Below are 17917 nucleotides of genomic sequence, written 5' to 3'. Positions count from 1 at the left end.
ATCGCTTGCGTTAATGCCCTCCCCCATGCGGCGGTAGGCGGTCAAGATGACACGAGGCGTCTGATGGCGTATCCGTCATCAACGCCGCCGCCTGCCTGGCCCAGCTCTAACCGACAACCGACGGCGGGATCAAGCTGCCTTCCATCACGATTACCGCTTGGCCGGCTACGCCCGCCCATATCCCGTCGCCGCGATGTTCGGCATGCGCCAGCAGCAAACTGGGGCGGCCCATGTCCACGCCTTGGCCCACGCGCAGCCGCAGCGCCCCGGGCGCTTGTAACGCGGCCCGTAATGCGGTAGCGGCCGCAGTGGCGCTACCCGTGGCGGGATCCTCAGTCATGCGCGCGGTAAACATCCTTGCCTGGATGTCCGTGGGACTATCGATGGCATCGGCCTGGGTATCCGTTGTATACGCGTAGATCGATTTTGCACCGTCCAGCGGCAGCAAACTCGCATATCCTGCTCCATCCGGACGCGCGCGCCGTAACGCCTCGCGGTCAGCTAATTGCACGACCAAGAAAGGCAAGCCGACCGACACCACCTGGGGCGCATGCTCGCTGACATCAATATCGGCCGTATCGAGCGACAGGGCCCGCGCCACCGCTTCGACGGGTACCTGCGCGCGTCGCGACAAAGGTTCGGGCGCCAGCAACTGCACACGCTCGACACCGTCGCCGCCCACGGCGACCGCCAGCCTGACCAAGCCCGCGGCCTCGTCGAATATCAACTGCTCAGGCAGTGGCTGTCCCTTTGCCGCCATCTCACGCGCCACGACCACCGCCGTCCCCACGTTCGGGTGGCCCGCGAACGGCACCTCGCGGTCCGGCGTGAAAATTCGCACCCATGCCGTATGTGCCGGGTCTTTAGGCGGCAGCACAAAGCTGGTCTCGGAAAAATTGAACTCGCGCGCGATGAGCTGCATCTGCTCCGTCGTCAAGCCTTCGGCGTCCAGGATCACCGCCAACGGATTGCCGCCGTAGGCATGTCGGGTGAAGACGTCGGCCGTCACATATCGGTAGCGCATGTCTGTTCCTGCCAGGCTGAGGAGACATTCACTTTATCGCATTGCTGATCGATCCACTATCGTGGCGACCCGCTCACCCCAACCGCACGTAATCCGGATAGCGCTGACAGATCTCGTCGATCTGACTCAGGGTGCCCGACAGATGCTCGCGCAGCGCGAGTTGAGCGCCTGCGACATCTTGCGCCGCAATCGCATCCAGAATCCGCTGATGGTCGCGCAGGATACGCTCGGCCTTGCCTTCCTCGGGCAAATGCAAACGACGCAGCCGATCCACATGACCACTATATCGCTGCTCCAATTCCCACAAGGCTTCAACACCCGCCGCGACATGCATGTCGAAATGAAAGCCCTGATCCGCCGCCATGAACGCCGGAAATCCCTCCTGACCGCAATTCGCGTGCTGCACATCGATATGCGCCTGCAAGCGCGCAATCAAATCCGGATCGCTGCGTTGCGCCAGCACGCGCACAATCTCAAGCTCCAGCGAGCGCCGTAAAAAATGCGCCTGTCGCGCCGCCGCGATATCGATACGGCTGACCGTCGTGGTGTGCTGCGGATAGATATCCACCAGCCCTTCGTCACGTAGCTGAATCAGCGCATCCCGAATCGGAGTCTGGCTCAACCCAAACGCCTCGGCCAGTTCACCCCGGGCCAACGGCGCGCCCGGTTTCAGGTCCATCGACACAATCAACGCGCGCAGCTTTTCGAACACCTGGGGCGCCGCGTGTCGGGAGCGATCCAGACGCAGATCGATGGGCAACGTTGACAATTGGGTCATAAAAATCGGGACGTAAAGTGGGCTGAGTGTAACCGGCGTCATTTCGTTGACGCACTAATATATTAGTGTTTTAATCCCTCGCACATCAAGGAGACCCTATTCATGACACGTTCATACGAAGACCTGCGCAGCGCCCGCTGGATGGCACATGATGATCTGCGCTCGTTCGGCCACCGCTCACGCATGATGCAGATGGGCTATGGCCCGCAAGACTGGGCCGGCCGGCCCATCATCGCCATCATCAACACCTGGTCCGATCTGAACCCCTGTCACAGCCACTTCAAGCAGCGCGTGGAAGACGTCAAGCGCGGCATCTTCCAAGCCGGTGGCTTCCCCGTCGAGCTGCCCGCGATCTCAGTGTCGGAATCCTTCGTCAAGCCGACCACCATGCTCTATCGCAACTTCCTCGCGATGGAAACCGAGGAACTGCTGCGTAGCCATCCCGTCGACGGCGCGGTGCTGATGGGCGGGTGCGATAAGTCCACCCCGGGTCTGTTGATGGGCGCCTTCAGCGCCAACCTGCCCTGCATCTACCTGCCCGCCGGCCCCATGCTGCGCGGCAATTGGAAAGGCAAGGTGCTGGGCTCCGGCTCCGACGCCTGGAAACTGTGGGACGAGCGCCGCGCGGGCAACATCACCAAGGCCGAATGGACCGAAGTCGAAGGCGGTATCGCGCGCAGCTACGGCACTTGCATGACCATGGGCACGGCCAGCACGATGACCGCGATCGCGGAATCCATCGGCATGACGCTGCCCGGCGCATCGTCCATCCCCGCTGCGGACGTGAACCACATGCGCATGTCGGCCGAATGCGGCCGCCGCGTTGTGGAAATGGTGTGGGCAGACCAGACGCCGCAGTCCATTCTGTCTGTGGCCTCGTTCAAGAACGCCATCAATGTGGCCATGGCCATGGGCTGCTCGACCAACGCGATCGTGCACTTGGTCGCGATGTCGCGCCGCGCGGGTTGCGCCGTGACGCTGGATGATTTCGACGCCGCAAGCCGCAAGGTGCCCGTCATCGCCAACATCCGTCCCAGCGGCGACAAGTATCTGATGGAAGACTTCTACTACGCGGGCGGCCTGCCGGGTCTGATGTCGCGTCTGGCGAAGGACCACCTCGATCTATCGGCCAAGACGGTCACGGGCCGCACCCTCGGTGAAAACATCGAAGGCGCCGCGGTCTACAACGATGACGTGATCCGCCCACTGGACAACGCCATCTACAACGAAGGCGCACTGGCCGTGTTGAAGGGCAACCTGGCTCCCGATGGCTGCGTGATCAAACCCAGCGCCTGCGCGCCGCAATACCTGCAGCACACCGGCCCCGCCCTGGTCTTTGACGACTATCCCAGCATGAAGGCCGCCGTCGATGACGAAAACCTCGATGTGACGCCCGACCATATCCTGATCCTGCGCAACGCCGGCCCGCAAGGCGGCCCCGGCATGCCGGAATGGGGCATGCTGCCCATCCCGACCAAGCTGGTCAAACAGGGCGTGCGCGACATGCTGCGCCTGTCCGACGCGCGCATGAGCGGCACCAGCTACGGCGCGTGCATTCTGCATGCCGCGCCCGAGGCCTACATCGGCGGCCCGCTGGCGTTGGTTCGCACCGGCGACCTCATCACCGTCGATGTGCCCAATCGGACCATCAACGTGAACATCAGCGACGAGGAAATGGCCGCTCGCCGCGCCGCCTGGACGCCCCCGCCCAAGCGCTATGAACGCGGCTACGGCTGGATGTATTCCAAGCACATCCTGCAGGCCAACGAAGGCTGCGACTTCGACTTCCTCGAAACGAGCTTCGGCGAGCCCGTGCCCGAACCCAGCATTTTCTAACCGTATTTCGCTAACAACAACGCAACCTGATTCGAGACATTCATGACCGCCTTATCCGACACCGCCCGCGCCCGCCTCTCGAAGGTGAGCACCGCTACGCTGTGCACCGCGCTGTTCAAGCGCGGCCTGCGCAACCAGTTCATCCAGGACGTGCGCCCGCTCAATCCCAGCCTGCCGAACATGGTGGGCCCGGCTTTCACGCTGCGCTATATTCCGGCGCGTGAAGACCTGAACACGATCAAGGTCTTCGAAGACCGCGGTCACCCGCAACGCGTGGCCGTGGAAACCTGCCCGGAAGGCCACGTGATGGTGATCGACAGCCGCAAGGACGCGCGCGCCGCGTCGGCCGGTTCGATTCTGGTGACGCGTCTGATGAAGCGTGGTGTCGCCGGCGTCGTAACCGACGGCGGTTTTCGCGATTCGCCTGAGATTGCCACGCTGAACATCCCCGCGTATCACAACCGTCCTTCGGCCCCGACGAACCTGACCTTGCACCAAGCCCTGGATATCAACGTGCCGATCGGCTGCGGCGATGTGGCCGTGTTCCCCGGCGATATCGTGGTGGGCGACGGCGAAGGCGTGGTCATCATTCCCGCGGATATCGTTGAAGAGATCGCTCAGGAAGCCCACGAGATGACCGCCTTCGAGGACTTCGTCACCAGCGAAGTCCAGGGTGGCCGCAGCATCCTGGGTCTGTACCCGCCCACCGATCCGCAAACGCGCGATCAATTCGCCGAATGGCGTAAGCAAAACGGCCGTTGATGTTAGGCCTGCTGCGCGGTGCGTCGCCGCGCAGCGTCCAACGGCGCGCGCATCGCTCGCGCGCCGCACACTATCCAATAAAAATCACGGAGACCACAATGCGTTCATCCCAACGCCGCCATCTGCTGGCGGCATTGCTTGCCGTCACGTTCAGCGCTTGTGGCCTGTCAGCGCAAGCCGCCGAGTGGCCGACTGAAAAGCCCATCACCTATGTGGTGCCCTTCACCGTAGGCGGCTCCACCGACGTCGTCGGCCGCACGCTCGCCCAAAAGCTCAGCGAGCGCCTCAAGCAAAACGTGGTCGTAGAAAACAAGCCCGGCGCGGCTGGCGGCATCGGCGCGACCTATGTAGCCAAAGCGCCCGCGGATGGCTACACCTTGTTTGGCGGGACGATCAGCACACACGCGATCAACGCCAGTCTGTACAAGAACCTGCGCTACGACCCGATCAACGATTTCGAACCGGTTTCGTTGATCGCGACCTTGCCCAACGTCCTGCTCGTCGATCCCAATCTCGGGGTCAATAACGTCGCCGAGCTGATTGAAGTCCTCAAGCGCGATCCGAGCAAGCGCACCTTTGCATCCTCGGGCCAGGGGACCTCGACCCATCTGGCCGGAGAGCTCTTCGCCGACACCATAGGCGTGCCTCTCACGCACGTGCCCTACAAGGGCACACCGCCCGCCATGGTCGATGTGTCATCGGGTGCGGTGACCTTCATGTTCGATCAAATGACGGCCGCCCTGCCGCTATTGCAAAACGGCAAACTCAAACTGATCGCCGTCACCACACCCAATCGCATCGCGCTCGCGCCCGATACGCCCACCATGGAAGAAGCCGGCGTAAAGGGATTCCAGATGGCATCCTGGCAGGCCGTGTACACACCCAAAGGCACGCCCAAGCCCATCGTTGACCGCCTTTCCCAAGAAATCGCGCAGATCCTGAAGGATCCGGATGTGCAAGAGAAGCTCGGTAAAACCATGGGCATGGAGCTGGTGGGCAGTACGCCCGAGCAGCTGCGCGACCTGATGGCCAGCGAGATTCCGCGCTGGGCCGAGGTGGTGAAAAAGTCAGGCGCCAGCGTCGATTAAGACAGCGTCTACGCGCTCACGGAGGGAAAGACCCGGGACAGGGTTTTGACCTCTTTGCTCGCCACCCAGCTCGCGGTCTCGCGGTCGAAATGCAAGAAGTGTTCCGTCGCCAAATGCGCTTTGAACGCGTCCTCGCTGTCGTAGACCTCGTACAAGAAGATGGATTCGGGCTTACCCGGCGTCGTGCAGACATCAAACTGCCGGCAGCCGGGTTCCCCCTCGACGGACAGGCGCGCATTCTCCTTTAGCGCAGATAAAAAGTCCTGCGCATGGCCAGGCTTTACTTCAAACTGCACCACCACTACGAACATAGTCATTCCTCCCGTTAGAAGTACACATACCTTGAACCAACGCCGCTCGGCAGCCGACAGATCCACGCCCAGCGGAAAACAGCTACCCCCTGCAGACTACAAGCCGCCCGGTACAAAAGGAAAGTACCGCACATCGCCTCTATGCGCGATGACCGCAGTAGCCTCGGGCACCTCTTGCCAAACGCCCGGGAGTTCGCTCAGCGGCTCGGATAGCAGCATATAACTATCGTCCCCCAACGCGGCGATACGCGGCTCGTCAGGATAGAGTTGTTTCAGATGCCGTACATCATCGTTGTGAAACAGCGTGCGGGAACTGCGTTCGCTGGAATATCGCACCGCGATCATGCGTTCTCCATCCTGGGCGCAGATGGTCATGTTCAGCGGAAACTCCACGCCATGACGCCGGCCCGCGTCCTCAACCGTTGCCGCCATTTTTTCAAACGCGGGCAAAGGGTCCTGATTCAAGCCAAACGTGAGGGCCAGCAGGAACATCACCTCCGAATCCGTGGAGCCCTCGAGCGACAAGAAATAACGCGGATCCACCTGCATCAATAGTTCGCGCCGCAACAGCGGATATTCCCGAATCAAGCCGTTGTGCACGAACAGCCAGTTCTCGTGCCGGAAGGGATGACAGTTCGTTTCCTGTGCGGGCGTATCGGTCGCCGCACGGATATGCGCCACAAACATCGAAGCACGAATCGCCCGTGCGGCCTCGCGCAGATTGCGATCGTTCCACGCGGGATGGATACTGCGATAGCGAAACGGCGCCTCGTCAGGATCGGGACCATACCAGCCGACGCCAAACCCATCGCCGTTGGTCGTCGTTGCTCCAAGACGGGAGTGCAGGCTTTGATCGATCAGCGAATGCTGGGCCTTGAAGATCACCGTATCCAACTGCATGGGGTTGCCTGAATAGGCCATCCAACGACACATAGGCTTAGCTCCTGCGAATCAGTAGGCGGGTTGTCGAAACGTGGCGACCACCCCGCGAAATAAGCAATTTAGTGTTCGAACGGGTGGCCCAAGTTCCTCGCCCATGCCCGGGGGCTTTCCCTTATTCGAGCAGCTGCGTGCATTTCGCTCCCCAATGGAGCCAGTCGCAGTAAGATCGCTAGCTTACCTTCCTTGCAGGAGCGACTCTTGAAAACACGCAAACTTGGTCACACCGATATCGAGGTCAGTTTGATCGGACTGGGCACCATGACCTGGGGCGAGCAGAACAGCGAAGCCGAGGCCCATGAACAGCTGGATTATGCCCTGTCTCGTGGCGTGAATCTGGTCGACACCGCCGAAATGTACCCCGTGCCGCCCAAAGCGGAAACGCAAGGACGCACCGAATCGTATATCGGCACGTGGCTTGCCAAGACCGGTCGCCGTCAAGAGATCGTCCTGGCCAGCAAGGTAGCGGGCCCCGCGCGCGATCCGAAGCGCCCCGGCCATATCCGCGATGGCAAGACCTTCCTGGATCGCAAGAACCTCACCGCCGCGCTGGACGCGAGCCTCAAGCGCCTGCAAACGGACTATCTGGATCTGTATCAGCTGCACTGGCCCGATCGCACCACGGCGACATTCGGGGCTGATTACAAATGGATCGATGATGACTACACCGTGCCCATCGAAGACACGCTGGAAGTCCTGCAAGACTTCGTGCGCGCGGGCAAAGTGCGTCACATCGGTGTGTCCAACGAAACGCCGTGGGGTGTCGCGCAGTTCCTGAAATATGCCGAGATCAAGGGCCTGCCGCGCATCGCGACGATCCAGAATCCCTACAGCCTGCTCAATCGCACCTACGAGGCTGGCTTGTCGGAATTCAGTCATCGTGAACAAGTCAGCTTGCTGGCCTATTCGCCGCTCGCCATGGGTGTGTTGTCCGGCAAGTATTTGAATGGCGCGCGGCCTGAAGGCGCCCGGCTCACACTGTTTACGCGCTTCGATCGCTATAGCAACCCGCAAGCGCAAGCCGCTACCAAGCAATACGTGCAGCTCGCGCGCGACCACGGTTTGTCGCCCACTCAGTTGGCGCTGGCTTGGGTCAATCAACAGCGCTTCGTTGCCAGTAACCTCATCGGCGCCACGACGCTTGCGCAATTGAAGGAAGACATCGACACCGTGGACGTGACGCTGTCGGATGAACTCGTGCAGGCCGTGAACGCCATCCACAAAAAGCATCCAAATCCGGCGCCCTGATCTGATTTGCCCGCATTCGGCTTCAACGGACGATCTCTGCGAGATCGTCCGCGATCAGGTCTTTAACCGATATCCCGTCTTGAAGATCCAACGCACCGCGATCAGACACACGACCAAGAACGCCAGCGTCATCCCCAGACTGATCGCGACACTGACATCCGAGACGCCATAGAAACTCCACCTGAACCCGCTGACCAGATACACCACCGGGTTAAACAAGGTCGCGGTTTGCCAGAATGGCGGCAACATCTCGATGGAATAAAACGTACCGCCCAAGAACGTCAGCGGCGTGATGATCATCAAGGGAATGATTTGCAGTTTCTCAAAGCCATCGGCCCACACGCCGATGATGAAGCCAAACAAACTGAACGTCACAGAAGTCAGCACCAGAAAGCCTATCATCCAGAACGGATGCAGGATCTCGAAATCCACGAACAAGCGCGCCACCGCCAGCGTGATCAGCCCGAGTATCACCGACTTGCTCGCCGCCGCGCCCACATACCCCGTGACGATCTCGATATAAGAGATAGGCGCCGAATGAATCTCATAGATCGTGCCGCTGAACCTGGGCATATAGATGCCGAACGACGCGTTTGCCACGCTTTGCGTGAGCAGCGACAGCATGATCATGCCCGGCACAATAAAGGCGCCATAGCTCACGCCCTCGATTTGCACCATGTGCGAGCCGATGGCCGAACCAAACACCACGAAGTACAAGGCCGTCGAGACGACAGGCGAGGCCACGCTTTGCATGAGCGTGCGACGGGCACGGGCCATTTCGAACAAATAGATGGCGCGAATCGCATAGAAATTCATATCAGGCACTCACCAGGCTAACGAAGATGTCTTCGAGTGAACTTTCTTTTGAGCGCAAATCGGTGAACTCGATCCCCGATTCGTCCAGTTGACGCAAGAGCCGGGCAATCTCGCCACCGCCCTCCTGGTTATCGTAGGTGTAGACGAGTTGATAACCGTCCTGGGCCAGTTGCAGACCATAGGGCAAGAGCAACGCGGGCACCTCGCTCAACGGCGTCTTTAGCGTCAAGGTCAGTTCGCGCTTGCCCAGTTTTTTCATAAGCGCTTCGGTTTCCTCGACCAGGATGATTTCGCCCTTGCGGATCACGCCCACGCGGTCGGCCATCTCCTGCGCTTCCTCGATATAGTGCGTGGTCAGGATGATGGTGACGCCACGGGCGCGCAACTGCCGCACCATATCCCACATGCCCCGGCGCAATTCCACATCCACACCGGCGGTAGGCTCATCGAGAAACAGGATGTCCGGCTCATGCGAGAGCGCCTTGGCGATCATCACGCGCCGCTTCATGCCGCCGGACAGCGCCATGATGCGGCTGTCCTTCTTTTCCCACAACGACAGGTCGCGCAGGATTTTTTCGATATAGGCGGGATTCGCGGGCTTGCCGAACAGGCCACGGCTAAAGGTCACCGTATTCCACACCGTCTCGAACGCATCCGTCGAAATCTCCTGCGGCACGAGCCCGATACGAGAACGCGCCTCGCGGAATTGCGTCACGATGTCATAGCCATCGGCGTGAACGCGGCCCTCGCCTGGATTCACGATGCCGCACAGAATGCTGATCAACGTCGTCTTGCCCGCGCCATTCGGCCCCAGCAAGGCAAATATTTCGCCCCGGCGTATTTCCAGATTAATGTGTTTCAGCGCCTGATGCCCGGAGGCATAAGTCTTGGACAGGTCTTGCACAGAGATGATCGGTGACACGCAAGCCTCAACGATTAAGCGATAGACCGGATCATTCTACGGGGTGGTGTTGAATCGTGCTGGCAACCCTGCCGACCGCCTAAAAAAAGAGGGATGCCCATGAGGCATCCCTAAATCACCCTACTACAGCTAACTACGACAAAAAAACCTTAAAGCCCGGCAGCCATCACGCCACGTGCAAGGCCGGCTCGTGATGATCGAACTGCGCCTCTTCCGTGGAGCCCGTCAACGCCGTCGTGGAAGACTTGCCGCCCTCGATGGTCTGCGTGACCGCATCGAAGTAGCCCGTACCCACTTCGCGCTGATGTTTGACCGCGGTAAATCCCAGGTCGGCCGCCGCGAATTCTTTCTGCTGCAGTTCCACGAAGGCGCTCATCTGACGACGGGCGTAGCCGTGGGCCAGCTCGAACATGCCGTAATTCAAGGCATGAAAGCCCGCCAGCGTGATGAACTGGAACTTGTAGCCCATGGCGCCCAATTCGCGCTGGAACTTCGCCACCGTGGCGTCGTCCAGATTCTTTTTCCAGTTAAACGAGGGCGAGCAGTTATAGGCCAGCAACTTGCCCGGGAACTCACGATGAATCGCTTCGGCAAAGCGGCGCGCATACTCCAGATTCGGCGTGGACGTTTCGCACCAGATCAGATCGGCATAGCGCGCATAGGCCAGGCCGCGCGATATGGCTTGCTCAATCCCGGCCCGCGTGCGGAAAAAGCCTTCCACCGTGCGTTCGCCCGTGATGAAGGGGCGATCATTTTCATCCACATCGCTGGTCACCAGATCAGCCGCATCGGCATCGGTGCGTGCGAGCAGCACGGTAGGCGTGCCCATGACGTCCGCGGCCAGACGCGCGGAGATCAGTTTAGACACCGCCTCCCGCGTGGGCACCAGCACCTTGCCGCCCATGTGGCCGCACTTTTTCACCGAGGCCAGCTGATCCTCGAAATGCACGCCCGCCGCGCCCGCGTCGATCATCGCCTTCATCAACTCGAACGCATTGAGCACGCCGCCAAAACCCGCCTCGGCATCGGCCACGATGGGCGCGAAGTAGTCGATATAGCCTTCGTCACCCGGTTGCTTGCCTTCCATCCATTGAATCTGATCGCAGCGCGACAACGCGTTGTTGATGCGTCGCACGACCTGGGGCACGGAGTTGATAGGATAAAGCGATTGGTCCGGATACATCTCCCCGGCCAGATTGGCGTCGCCCGCGACCTGCCAGCCCGACAGGTAAATGGCTTTCAAGCCGGCCTTGACCTGCTGCATCGCCTGATTGCCGGTCATCGCGCCCAAGGAATTCACGAACGGTTCGCTGTGCAGCAGCTCCCAAAAACGCGTGGCGCCGCGATGGGCCAGTGTATGTTCCACCTGCACCGAGCCGCGCAAACGCACCACATCCTCGGCGCGATAGCCACGCTCGATGCCCTGCCAACGAGGGTTTGCTGCCCAATCCTGCTGAAGTCGATTGATTTCGGTCTCGCGAGAGTTCATGACATGCTCCTGAATAGACATAACAACGTTGGGAAAGCCGGTGACCGAAGGCGCTGCGGCGTGTGCCGTTTGCCGTGTCTGGATGGCTTAAAGTCTAGAGTTATGCTGCAGAGCAAGGTCAATCAACGACCGTAGACATCAATAAATTATTTTCTTTCTAGTTCAATGACTTACGAGCCTAGTTTCGCATTATGGCGCGGTACTAGCACGCCGTGAAATAGACTCACGCTGCTTTGCAGCATCGTCTTCCATATGGCGAGAATCGAATTTCATCATTCAAAAAATACGCGCTGCGCCTCGGCCTACAATGCAGGCTTCAATGCTTGTTTTTCGATCGTGCCGATTATGTCTTTGACCAACGCGCCTTTGGGCCAACACGTTGCCTATCCCTCCCAATACGATGCGGGGCTACTCTTTCCCATCGCGCGAGCGCACAACCGGGCCGGGCTCGGATTGACGGGCGAGCTTCCGTTTCGCGGCGTCGACATCTGGAACGCGTATGAACTGTCCTGGCTCAATGCCAAGGGCAAGCCCGAAGTCGCCATGGCGACCTTCACGATTCCGGCCGACAGTCCCAACATCATCGAGTCGAAGTCGTTCAAGCTTTATCTGAACTCCTTCAACCAAACACGACTGGCGGGCGCCGACGAGCTGCGCAATCATCTGGTGCGCGATCTGTCCGCCGCTGCCGGGGGCAACGTCGGCGTGCACCTGATTCTGCCCGCCGATTTCGCGCGCCAGCGGATCGACGAGCTGGAGGGAGACGATATCGATGAGCTCGATGTCGAGGTCACCGCCTATATGCCAGACGCCAGCCTGCTGCGATGCCAGTCTGGCGACGTAGTAACGGAAACCTTGGCTTCGCGCCTCTTGAAATCGAACTGCCCGGTCACCGGCCAGCCCGATTGGGCGAGCGTGCAAATCCGGTATCGTGGCCGCCCCATCGACCGCGCGGCGCTGCTGCGCTATATCGTGTCGTTCCGAGACCATGCGGAATTCCACGAGCATTGCGTGGAACGCATCTACACCGACATCATGGCCGCCTGCCAGCCGGAACAGCTGACCGTATATGCGCGCTACACCCGTCGCGGCGGCCTGGACATCAACCCGTGGCGTAGCAATACCGACGCAACGATGCCGCTGGATATACGTACCGCGAGGCAATAAACATCGCCCGGCCGCGCTCAGGCCACCGCCAACGGGCGCGTCGTCTTGCGCGCCTGCACTGCGATCCACTGCGCGAGCACGGCCGCGAGCGCGAACGCTGCCCCCGCGCCGATCCAGGGACCGTGATTCATCCCGGCATCCAGCAAAATGCCAAAGCTCAACGGCCCTAACGCCGAGCCCACATCCATGCCGGAGTACACCAGGCCATAGACGGACCCCGTCGCCCCCTTGGGCGTCACGCGCCGCACCAGCATATCGCGCGAGGGCGCGGCAACGCCGGAGCAGAACCCAGCCAGGCCCACAACCAAAGCCGCCCAGCCCGGAGGCACCAAGCCCAACGCTAGCACCACCAGTGTGGCGCCAGCCATCAGCAAGGCCACGGTCACCGTGTATTCGGTACGTGGCGTGGCGGACACTAAAAAGCCCCCTGCCGCCATCCCCACTGCGGATGCGACCATATACCCGGACAACGCCGAGCTGGCGACGACACGCGACAGGTCATACAACTCTCCCAACAACGGGATCGTGTAGTTCTGCACCGCCGACAATGCAATCGAGGAAAATCCAAAAAACAGGAACGCGCCCCACAACGCGGGCCGGGAGAGCAAAGCCGTCAGCGTGGCCCACACACCCTCGGCCGGGGCGGGCGCGGCCGGCGTCTGCCGCGCGTCGGGTTCACGCTCGGATTCCGAAGGCACCGGCAATTTGCCACCGAGCAAATCACGGCCAATCAGCGTCAACAGCAACACCAGCGCCACTAAGCCCGCCGCACTGAACGCCGCCACTCGCCAGTTGCTCAGCAAGGTTATCGTGGTAATGAACACAGGTGTCAACGCCCAGCCCAGATTACCCGTGAGCCCATGCGTACTAAACGCATGCCCGAGCCGGGCGGGACTGATGCGATGATTCATGATCGAATAATCAGCCGGGTGGAAAACGGAGTTGCCTATGCCGCCGATCACGGCCGCCACGAACAACATCGCATATCCATTAGCCGCGCCAATCAACACGCCCGAGAGCACAAAGCATGCAAGCCCGAACCACAACACCGGCCGTGCCCCGATGCGATCCACGATGAACCCGGAGGACGCCTGTCCGAAACCAGAGACGACGTAGAACACCGACACCAGCAAGCCTAGGCGGGCAAAGTCCAGATTGAACGCCGCGCCCAAGGACACATACAACGAGGGCAACACCAGCTGAAAGAAATGCGACGACGCATGAACGATACCGATCAACAGAATCGTCAGCCAGTCGCGGCGACGCAACTCGGGGGAATCCATGGGTGCCGCGGGCGCGGCGGACTGCGTAGCTGTCAAAACTCATCTCCTCGCCGGGCGCGTTATGCGTCACGCCCTGACGTCAAGCACATCGTCGAGAATCGGATCGTCGCGGGCTGTTAGCGAAGGCGCCCTCGCCCGGTTTCTCGACCCCTCCCGGTGACCGCGACTACTGAGATTTCTCGCGTATCGCCGGCCAAGCGCGCTGCAGGTAATACAGCATGGACCACACGGTCAGCACCGCAGCGGCCAGGATCAAGATATTGCCCATCCAGCGGCTGGACAACCCTGCCAGCGGTTGATCGTAAAGCAGACAAGGAATCGCGACCATCTGAGCAGCCGTCTTGAATTTGCCCAAACGATGCACCGCGACGCTGGCGCTGGCGCCGATCTTCGCCATCCATTCACGCAGCGCCGAGATCGTGATTTCGCGGCCAATGATGATGAGCGAGATAAACGCATCGACGCGCCCCAGATCCAGCAATACGATCAACGCCGCGCACACCATGAGCTTGTCCGCCACGGGATCCAGAAAGGCGCCGAAGGCGGAGGTCTGGTTCCACCGACGCGCCAGCCAACCGTCAAACCAGTCGGTCAGCGCGGCCAGGATAAAGGCGCAAGCGGCCAGGGTGTCTCTCGTCGGCTCAGCCATCCAGCTGGCGGGGATATAGAAGAGCCCCACCACCAGCGGGATCATGGCGATGCGCAGCCACGTCAGGATAATCGGCACATTGATTGGCATAATGTCCGTATGCTACATCACCGGCGTGAAAAACTCTCGCCGGGGGCATCATCAAATAGCACAACGTGGGTTATGTCGGCCGTGCGCGGCCGAGCTGGCGGCGCCACATACGAGACGCCACCTAATCCCGCGACGCTCACACTTGCGGTCACCCCCGCAGCGCCTCGTAGATGCGTTCAGCCAGCTCGTGCGAGATCCCGTCGACCGACGCGAGGTCTTCGATACTGGCCGAAGCCACCCCGGAAAACCCGCCAAAGCGGGCGAGCAAACGTTGACGCCTGCGCGCGCCCACGCCTTCGATCTCCTCCAGACGCGAGACATTACGCGCCTTGGCGCGGCGAGCGCGCATGCCGGTGATCGCGAAACGGTGTGCTTCGTCGCGCACCTGCGCGATCAGCATCAAGGCAGCGGACTCTCCGCCCAGCGCCACCGGCGGACGGCCATCCGCGAAGACCAGCGTTTCCAGTCCTACCTTGCGCCCCTCGCCTTTGGCGACGCCCACCAGGGTCTGGATATCCAAACCCAGCTCGGCAAACACTTGCCGCGCGACCTCTACCTGGCCTTTGCCGCCATCGATCAATACCAACCCTGGCATCGGGGCCTCGCCATCGGCAACCTTGCCGAACCGGCGCGTGAGCACCTGGCGCATCGCCGCGTAATCATCGCCCGGCGTAATGCCCGCGATGTTGTACCGGCGGTAGAGCGACGGCTGCATGTCATGATGCAGATAGACCACGCACGAGGCCTGCGTGGCCTCGCCCGCGGTATGGCTGATATCGAAACATTCGATGCGCAATTCATCGAGCGCGGTCTCGTCGCTATCCAGATCCAACGCCTCGGCCAACGCCAGCGTGCGCGCGGCACGCGCGCCTGATTCAGTCAGCGCCCGCGCTAGCGCCATTTCCGCATTCTTGGTGGCCTGCTCCAGCCATGACCGACGCACGCCATGCGGGCGCGTCAGCACGCGAGCGGGACGAGCCTGGTTCTGCTCGGCCAATAGCGCCATCAGATCGCTATCGGGCAACGCATGCGAACAGACCAGCACAGGCGGCATCGGGCTATCGGTGTAGTGCTGCGCGATGAACGCCTCCAGCACCTGTGGTGCATCCTGACCATCGACATGCACCGGGAAAAACGGCTTGTCCCCCAGATGACGTCCGGCCCGCACCATGGCCAGATTCACGCAGACCTTGCCGCCCGCCGACGCGACGACGATCACATCGGTGTCCTCGCCACCCACGTCTTCCATGGTCTGCTGATGCAACACGCGCGCCAGCGATCCCATTTGATCGCGCAGCGCGGCGGCTTCTTCGAACCTCAGCTCCGTTGAGGCTTGCAGCATGCGCTGCTCGATCTCGCCCATGACTTCGCGCGCCTCGCCGTTCAAGAAGCGTGCCGCGCGGTTCACATCGCTTGCGTAGGCCTCTTTTGAAATCGCCTCCACACACGGAGCCGAACAGCGTCCGATCTGGTTCAGCAAGCACGGCCGCGAACGGTTGGCGAACACCGTATCCTCGCAACTGCGCAGGCGAAAAACCTTTTGCAGAATCTGAATCGTCTCGCGCACCGCCCACGCATTCGGGAAGGGGCCGAAAAACTGCCCACGCTTATTCGTCGAACCCCGGTAATACGCCACGCGCGGCCACTCGTGCCCGGAAAGCATCAAATAAGGATACGACTTGTCGTCGCGAAACAGGATGTTGTATCGCGGACGCAGGCTCTTGATCAGATTGTTTTCCAAGAGCAGCGCTTCGGCCTCTGACCGGGTCACCGTGACCTCGACGCGCGCAACCTTGGAAACCATCTGCGCGATGCGCGGGCTGGTCAGGTTCTTCTGAAAGTACGAGGAGACGCGCCTTTTCAGATCACGCGCCTTGCCTACATACATCACCACACCCTCGGCGTCTAAATGTCGATAGACGCCGGGCAGATGCGGCAGGTCAGCCAGAAACGATTTGAGATTGAAGTCGTCGGGCATTCTGATAACGGGTCTCGGCCTGCAGAGTGTTCCAGTCGGGCGCGGCGTAACGGGGCATCAATCGGCGAATCCGCGCGACCGATTCCGGCGCATGCGTCACATCCAGACGCGACAGCAAGTCGTCGGCCAGGTCCGGCCGGTTGCATACCAACACCATATCGCATCCGGCGCCCAGCGCGGCTTGCGCACGAGCCAGGATATCACCCGCGACGGTGGCGCCTTCCATGGTCAGGTCGTCCGAGAACACTACGCCATCGTAGCCGAGGCGCTGCCGCAGGATTTCCTGCACCCAGCGGCGCGAAAACCCGGCGGGCTGTTTATCCACCTTGGGATAAATCACGTGAGCCGGCATCACCGCAGGCAGCACGGCGTCACCCAGCCACGCGTAGGGCGCGGCGTCTTCCTCGAGAATGCGTTTGAGCGGGCGACGATCGACCGGAATTTCGTGATGCGAGTCGGCTTCGACGAAACCATGTCCCGGGAAATGCTTGCCGCACGCGGCCATGCCGGCTTGCGCCAGTCCCTGTGCGACTGCGCGGGCCAGCATCGTCACCACACGGGCATCCCGATGAAAAGCGCGCGTACCGATGACCTTCGATACGCCATAATCCAGATCCAGCACCGGGGTAAAACTCAGGTCGACGCCACAAGCGCGCAATTCCGCCGCCAGCACATAGCCCGCCTCGGTCGCCAGCCGCATGGCTTTGAGCGGATCACGATCCCAGACCACGCCCAAATCGCGCATGGCGGGCAGCACGGTAAAACCGTCCTCGCGGAAACGCTGTACGCGCCCGCCCTCGTGATCCACGGCAATCAGCAGGGGTTCCTGGCGCACGCGATGGATCTGCCGGGTCAACTCGCACAGCTGCTCGCGGCTTTCGAAATTACGGGTGAACAGAATCACACCGCCAACCAGCGGGTGTTTCAATCGCGCGCGCTCAGCGCGCGTGAGTGTTGTGCCCGCCACATCGACCATGACGGGGCCGCGGGGCAATGACGTTTTGATCTTTTCAGCCATACGGCTTTGTCCTATCTAATCGGGATAACGGTTGGTGCAAGCGTACCCAAAGCCCAAGTGCTCAGGCTTTGCGCTCGACGATGACATAGGCAGCCGCGAGGTTGGATTCATCCGTGATCGACACATGCGCCGCGCCAAAGCGCTCCGAATACCAAGGCAGCAGACTCGGCGCAATAACAAGGATCGGACGACCACCTGGCGCATTGAGCGTCTGCACGCGCGTCCAAGTCATTGGCATGCGCATGCCCAAGCCAATCGCCTTGGAAAACGCCTCCTTGGCGGCAAATCGCGTCGCCAGAAAACGGATGCCACGCGCGGGATCGCGAGCACGGCGAGCGCGAAACTTCAGCAGCTCCTCCGGACCCAGAATTTTCTCCGCGAATCGATCGCCATGACGGGCCAGCGCCCGCTCGATCCGGTCCACATGCAGCAAGTCCATGCCTATGCCCGCAATCGCACCCGGCGCGGGTGGCGGGGCGGACGGCGGCGAATCAGCGGGAGTCGGAGTCATCATTCAGC

The 17917-nt window shown here is 61.1% G+C and carries 17 protein-coding genes; 5 read left to right on the top strand and 12 right to left on the bottom strand.

The features are described 5' to 3' along the window. Positions 1-106 precede the first annotated feature (106 nt). Together GOQ28_RS15200 and GOQ28_RS15195 are read right to left on the bottom strand one after the other, a co-directional pair. Positions 107-1024, bottom strand: a complete 918-nt coding sequence (locus GOQ28_RS15200) for a PhzF family phenazine biosynthesis protein (protein ID WP_160357078.1) — start codon at positions 1022-1024, stop codon at positions 107-109. 73 nt (positions 1025-1097) lie between these two features. Continuing rightward, on the bottom strand, positions 1098-1802 hold the full coding sequence (locus GOQ28_RS15195) for a GntR family transcriptional regulator (protein ID WP_160351518.1): 705 nt from the start codon (positions 1800-1802) through the stop codon (positions 1098-1100). Positions 1803-1904: 102 nt separating this feature from the next. On the opposite strand from GOQ28_RS15195, the gene araD reads away from it, so the two are divergent. The 3 genes from araD (at position 1905) to GOQ28_RS15180 (ending at position 5488) form a co-directional block, all read left to right on the top strand. Beyond that, positions 1905-3638: an L-arabinonate dehydratase gene (gene araD / locus GOQ28_RS15190; RefSeq protein ID WP_160357077.1), complete on the top strand. Its 1734-nt coding sequence runs from the start codon at positions 1905-1907 to the stop codon at positions 3636-3638. Between the two features lie 42 nt (positions 3639-3680). Further along, positions 3681-4400 carry a ribonuclease activity regulator RraA gene (locus GOQ28_RS15185; protein WP_160351520.1) on the top strand — a complete coding sequence of 240 codons (720 nt, stop codon included), beginning with the start codon at positions 3681-3683 and terminating at the stop codon, positions 4398-4400. A 98-nt stretch (positions 4401-4498) separates the two neighbouring features. Beyond that, positions 4499-5488 (top strand): Bug family tripartite tricarboxylate transporter substrate binding protein, encoded by a 990-nt coding sequence (locus tag GOQ28_RS15180; RefSeq protein ID WP_160357076.1) that lies wholly within the window; start codon positions 4499-4501, stop codon positions 5486-5488. Positions 5489-5496: 8 nt separating this feature from the next. On the opposite strand, the gene GOQ28_RS15175 is transcribed toward GOQ28_RS15180, so the two are convergent. Further along, on the bottom strand, positions 5497-5805 hold the full coding sequence (locus GOQ28_RS15175) for a putative quinol monooxygenase (protein WP_202109745.1): 309 nt from the start codon (positions 5803-5805) through the stop codon (positions 5497-5499). A 90-nt stretch (positions 5806-5895) separates the two neighbouring features. Next, positions 5896-6732: a class II glutamine amidotransferase gene (locus tag GOQ28_RS15170; RefSeq protein WP_160357075.1), complete on the bottom strand. Its 837-nt coding sequence runs from the start codon at positions 6730-6732 to the stop codon at positions 5896-5898. 207 nt (positions 6733-6939) lie between these two features. On the opposite strand from GOQ28_RS15170, the gene GOQ28_RS15165 reads away from it, so the two are divergent. After that, on the top strand, positions 6940-7986 hold the full coding sequence (locus tag GOQ28_RS15165) for an NADP(H)-dependent aldo-keto reductase (RefSeq protein ID WP_160357074.1): 1047 nt from the start codon (positions 6940-6942) through the stop codon (positions 7984-7986). A 54-nt stretch (positions 7987-8040) separates the two neighbouring features. Here GOQ28_RS15165 and GOQ28_RS15160 read toward each other — a convergent pair whose 3' ends face one another. From GOQ28_RS15160 to aceA, 3 genes are all read right to left on the bottom strand, one after another. Further along, the gene (locus GOQ28_RS15160) at positions 8041-8802 is read right to left on the bottom strand and encodes an ABC transporter permease (RefSeq protein ID WP_160357073.1); all 762 of its coding nucleotides are present in this window, start codon (positions 8800-8802) and stop codon (positions 8041-8043) included. Position 8803: 1 nt separating this feature from the next. After that, the gene (locus GOQ28_RS15155) at positions 8804-9724 is read right to left on the bottom strand and encodes an ATP-binding cassette domain-containing protein (RefSeq protein WP_160357072.1); all 921 of its coding nucleotides are present in this window, start codon (positions 9722-9724) and stop codon (positions 8804-8806) included. A 166-nt stretch (positions 9725-9890) separates the two neighbouring features. Then, positions 9891-11213 carry an isocitrate lyase gene (gene aceA / locus GOQ28_RS15150; RefSeq protein WP_160357071.1) on the bottom strand — a complete coding sequence of 441 codons (1323 nt, stop codon included), beginning with the start codon at positions 11211-11213 and terminating at the stop codon, positions 9891-9893. 345 nt (positions 11214-11558) lie between these two features. Here aceA and queF point away from each other — a divergent pair, with 345 nt between their 5' ends. Next, a complete protein-coding gene (gene queF, locus GOQ28_RS15145) occupies positions 11559-12380 on the top strand; it encodes an NADPH-dependent 7-cyano-7-deazaguanine reductase QueF (RefSeq protein ID WP_160357070.1) in 822 nt (273 codons plus the stop codon). A 17-nt stretch (positions 12381-12397) separates the two neighbouring features. Here queF and GOQ28_RS15140 read toward each other — a convergent pair whose 3' ends face one another. From GOQ28_RS15140 to acpS, 5 genes are all read right to left on the bottom strand, one after another. Next, on the bottom strand, positions 12398-13663 hold the full coding sequence (locus GOQ28_RS15140; RefSeq protein WP_160352107.1) for an MFS transporter: 1266 nt from the start codon (positions 13661-13663) through the stop codon (positions 12398-12400). Positions 13664-13829: 166 nt separating this feature from the next. Beyond that, positions 13830-14402, bottom strand: coding sequence for a CDP-diacylglycerol--glycerol-3-phosphate 3-phosphatidyltransferase (pgsA, locus tag GOQ28_RS15135; RefSeq protein ID WP_160357069.1), 573 nt, complete (start codon positions 14400-14402; stop codon positions 13830-13832). A gap of 148 nt (positions 14403-14550) precedes the next feature. Next, positions 14551-16380, bottom strand: coding sequence for an excinuclease ABC subunit UvrC (gene uvrC, locus GOQ28_RS15130; protein ID WP_160357068.1), 1830 nt, complete (start codon positions 16378-16380; stop codon positions 14551-14553). Next, the gene (gene nagZ, locus GOQ28_RS15125; RefSeq protein ID WP_160357067.1) at positions 16343-17398 is read right to left on the bottom strand and encodes a beta-N-acetylhexosaminidase; all 1056 of its coding nucleotides are present in this window, start codon (positions 17396-17398) and stop codon (positions 16343-16345) included. The genes uvrC and nagZ overlap by 38 nt, the downstream gene beginning before the upstream one ends. 61 nt (positions 17399-17459) lie before the next feature. Beyond that, positions 17460-17909, bottom strand: coding sequence for a holo-ACP synthase (gene acpS, locus GOQ28_RS15120; protein WP_160352106.1), 450 nt, complete (start codon positions 17907-17909; stop codon positions 17460-17462). Positions 17910-17917 lie beyond the last annotated feature (8 nt).

Source organism: Bordetella sp. 02P26C-1 (genome assembly GCF_009763255.1).
GTDB lineage: Bacteria > Pseudomonadota > Gammaproteobacteria > Burkholderiales > Burkholderiaceae_B > Bordetella_A.
The sequence above is the reverse complement of the archived record's forward strand: the minus strand, read 5'-3'. Positions and strand labels throughout refer to the sequence as shown.

Excerpts from the sequence above, each read along its gene's own strand:
- GOQ28_RS15175 (WP_202109745.1), bottom strand. The coding sequence starts at position 5,805 with ATGACTATGTTCGTAGTGGTGGTGCAGTTTGAAGTAAAGCCTGGCCAT.
- aceA (WP_160357071.1), bottom strand. The coding sequence starts at position 11,213 with ATGAACTCTCGCGAGACCGAAATCAATCGACTTCAGCAGGATTGGGCA.
- GOQ28_RS15180 (WP_160357076.1), top strand. The coding sequence starts at position 4,499 with ATGCGTTCATCCCAACGCCGCCATCTGCTGGCGGCATTGCTTGCCGTC.
- GOQ28_RS15185 (WP_160351520.1), top strand. The coding sequence starts at position 3,681 with ATGACCGCCTTATCCGACACCGCCCGCGCCCGCCTCTCGAAGGTGAGC.
- nagZ (WP_160357067.1), bottom strand. The coding sequence starts at position 17,398 with ATGGCTGAAAAGATCAAAACGTCATTGCCCCGCGGCCCCGTCATGGTC.
- acpS (WP_160352106.1), bottom strand. The coding sequence starts at position 17,909 with ATGACTCCGACTCCCGCTGATTCGCCGCCGTCCGCCCCGCCACCCGCG.
- araD (WP_160357077.1), top strand. The coding sequence starts at position 1,905 with ATGACACGTTCATACGAAGACCTGCGCAGCGCCCGCTGGATGGCACAT.
- GOQ28_RS15140 (WP_160352107.1), bottom strand. The coding sequence starts at position 13,663 with ATGGATTCCCCCGAGTTGCGTCGCCGCGACTGGCTGACGATTCTGTTG.
- pgsA (WP_160357069.1), bottom strand. The coding sequence starts at position 14,402 with ATGCCAATCAATGTGCCGATTATCCTGACGTGGCTGCGCATCGCCATG.
- queF (WP_160357070.1), top strand. The coding sequence starts at position 11,559 with ATGTCTTTGACCAACGCGCCTTTGGGCCAACACGTTGCCTATCCCTCC.
- GOQ28_RS15195 (WP_160351518.1), bottom strand. The coding sequence starts at position 1,802 with ATGACCCAATTGTCAACGTTGCCCATCGATCTGCGTCTGGATCGCTCC.
- GOQ28_RS15170 (WP_160357075.1), bottom strand. The coding sequence starts at position 6,732 with ATGTGTCGTTGGATGGCCTATTCAGGCAACCCCATGCAGTTGGATACG.
- uvrC (WP_160357068.1), bottom strand. The coding sequence starts at position 16,380 with ATGCCCGACGACTTCAATCTCAAATCGTTTCTGGCTGACCTGCCGCAT.
- GOQ28_RS15160 (WP_160357073.1), bottom strand. The coding sequence starts at position 8,802 with ATGAATTTCTATGCGATTCGCGCCATCTATTTGTTCGAAATGGCCCGT.
- GOQ28_RS15200 (WP_160357078.1), bottom strand. The coding sequence starts at position 1,024 with ATGCGCTACCGATATGTGACGGCCGACGTCTTCACCCGACATGCCTAC.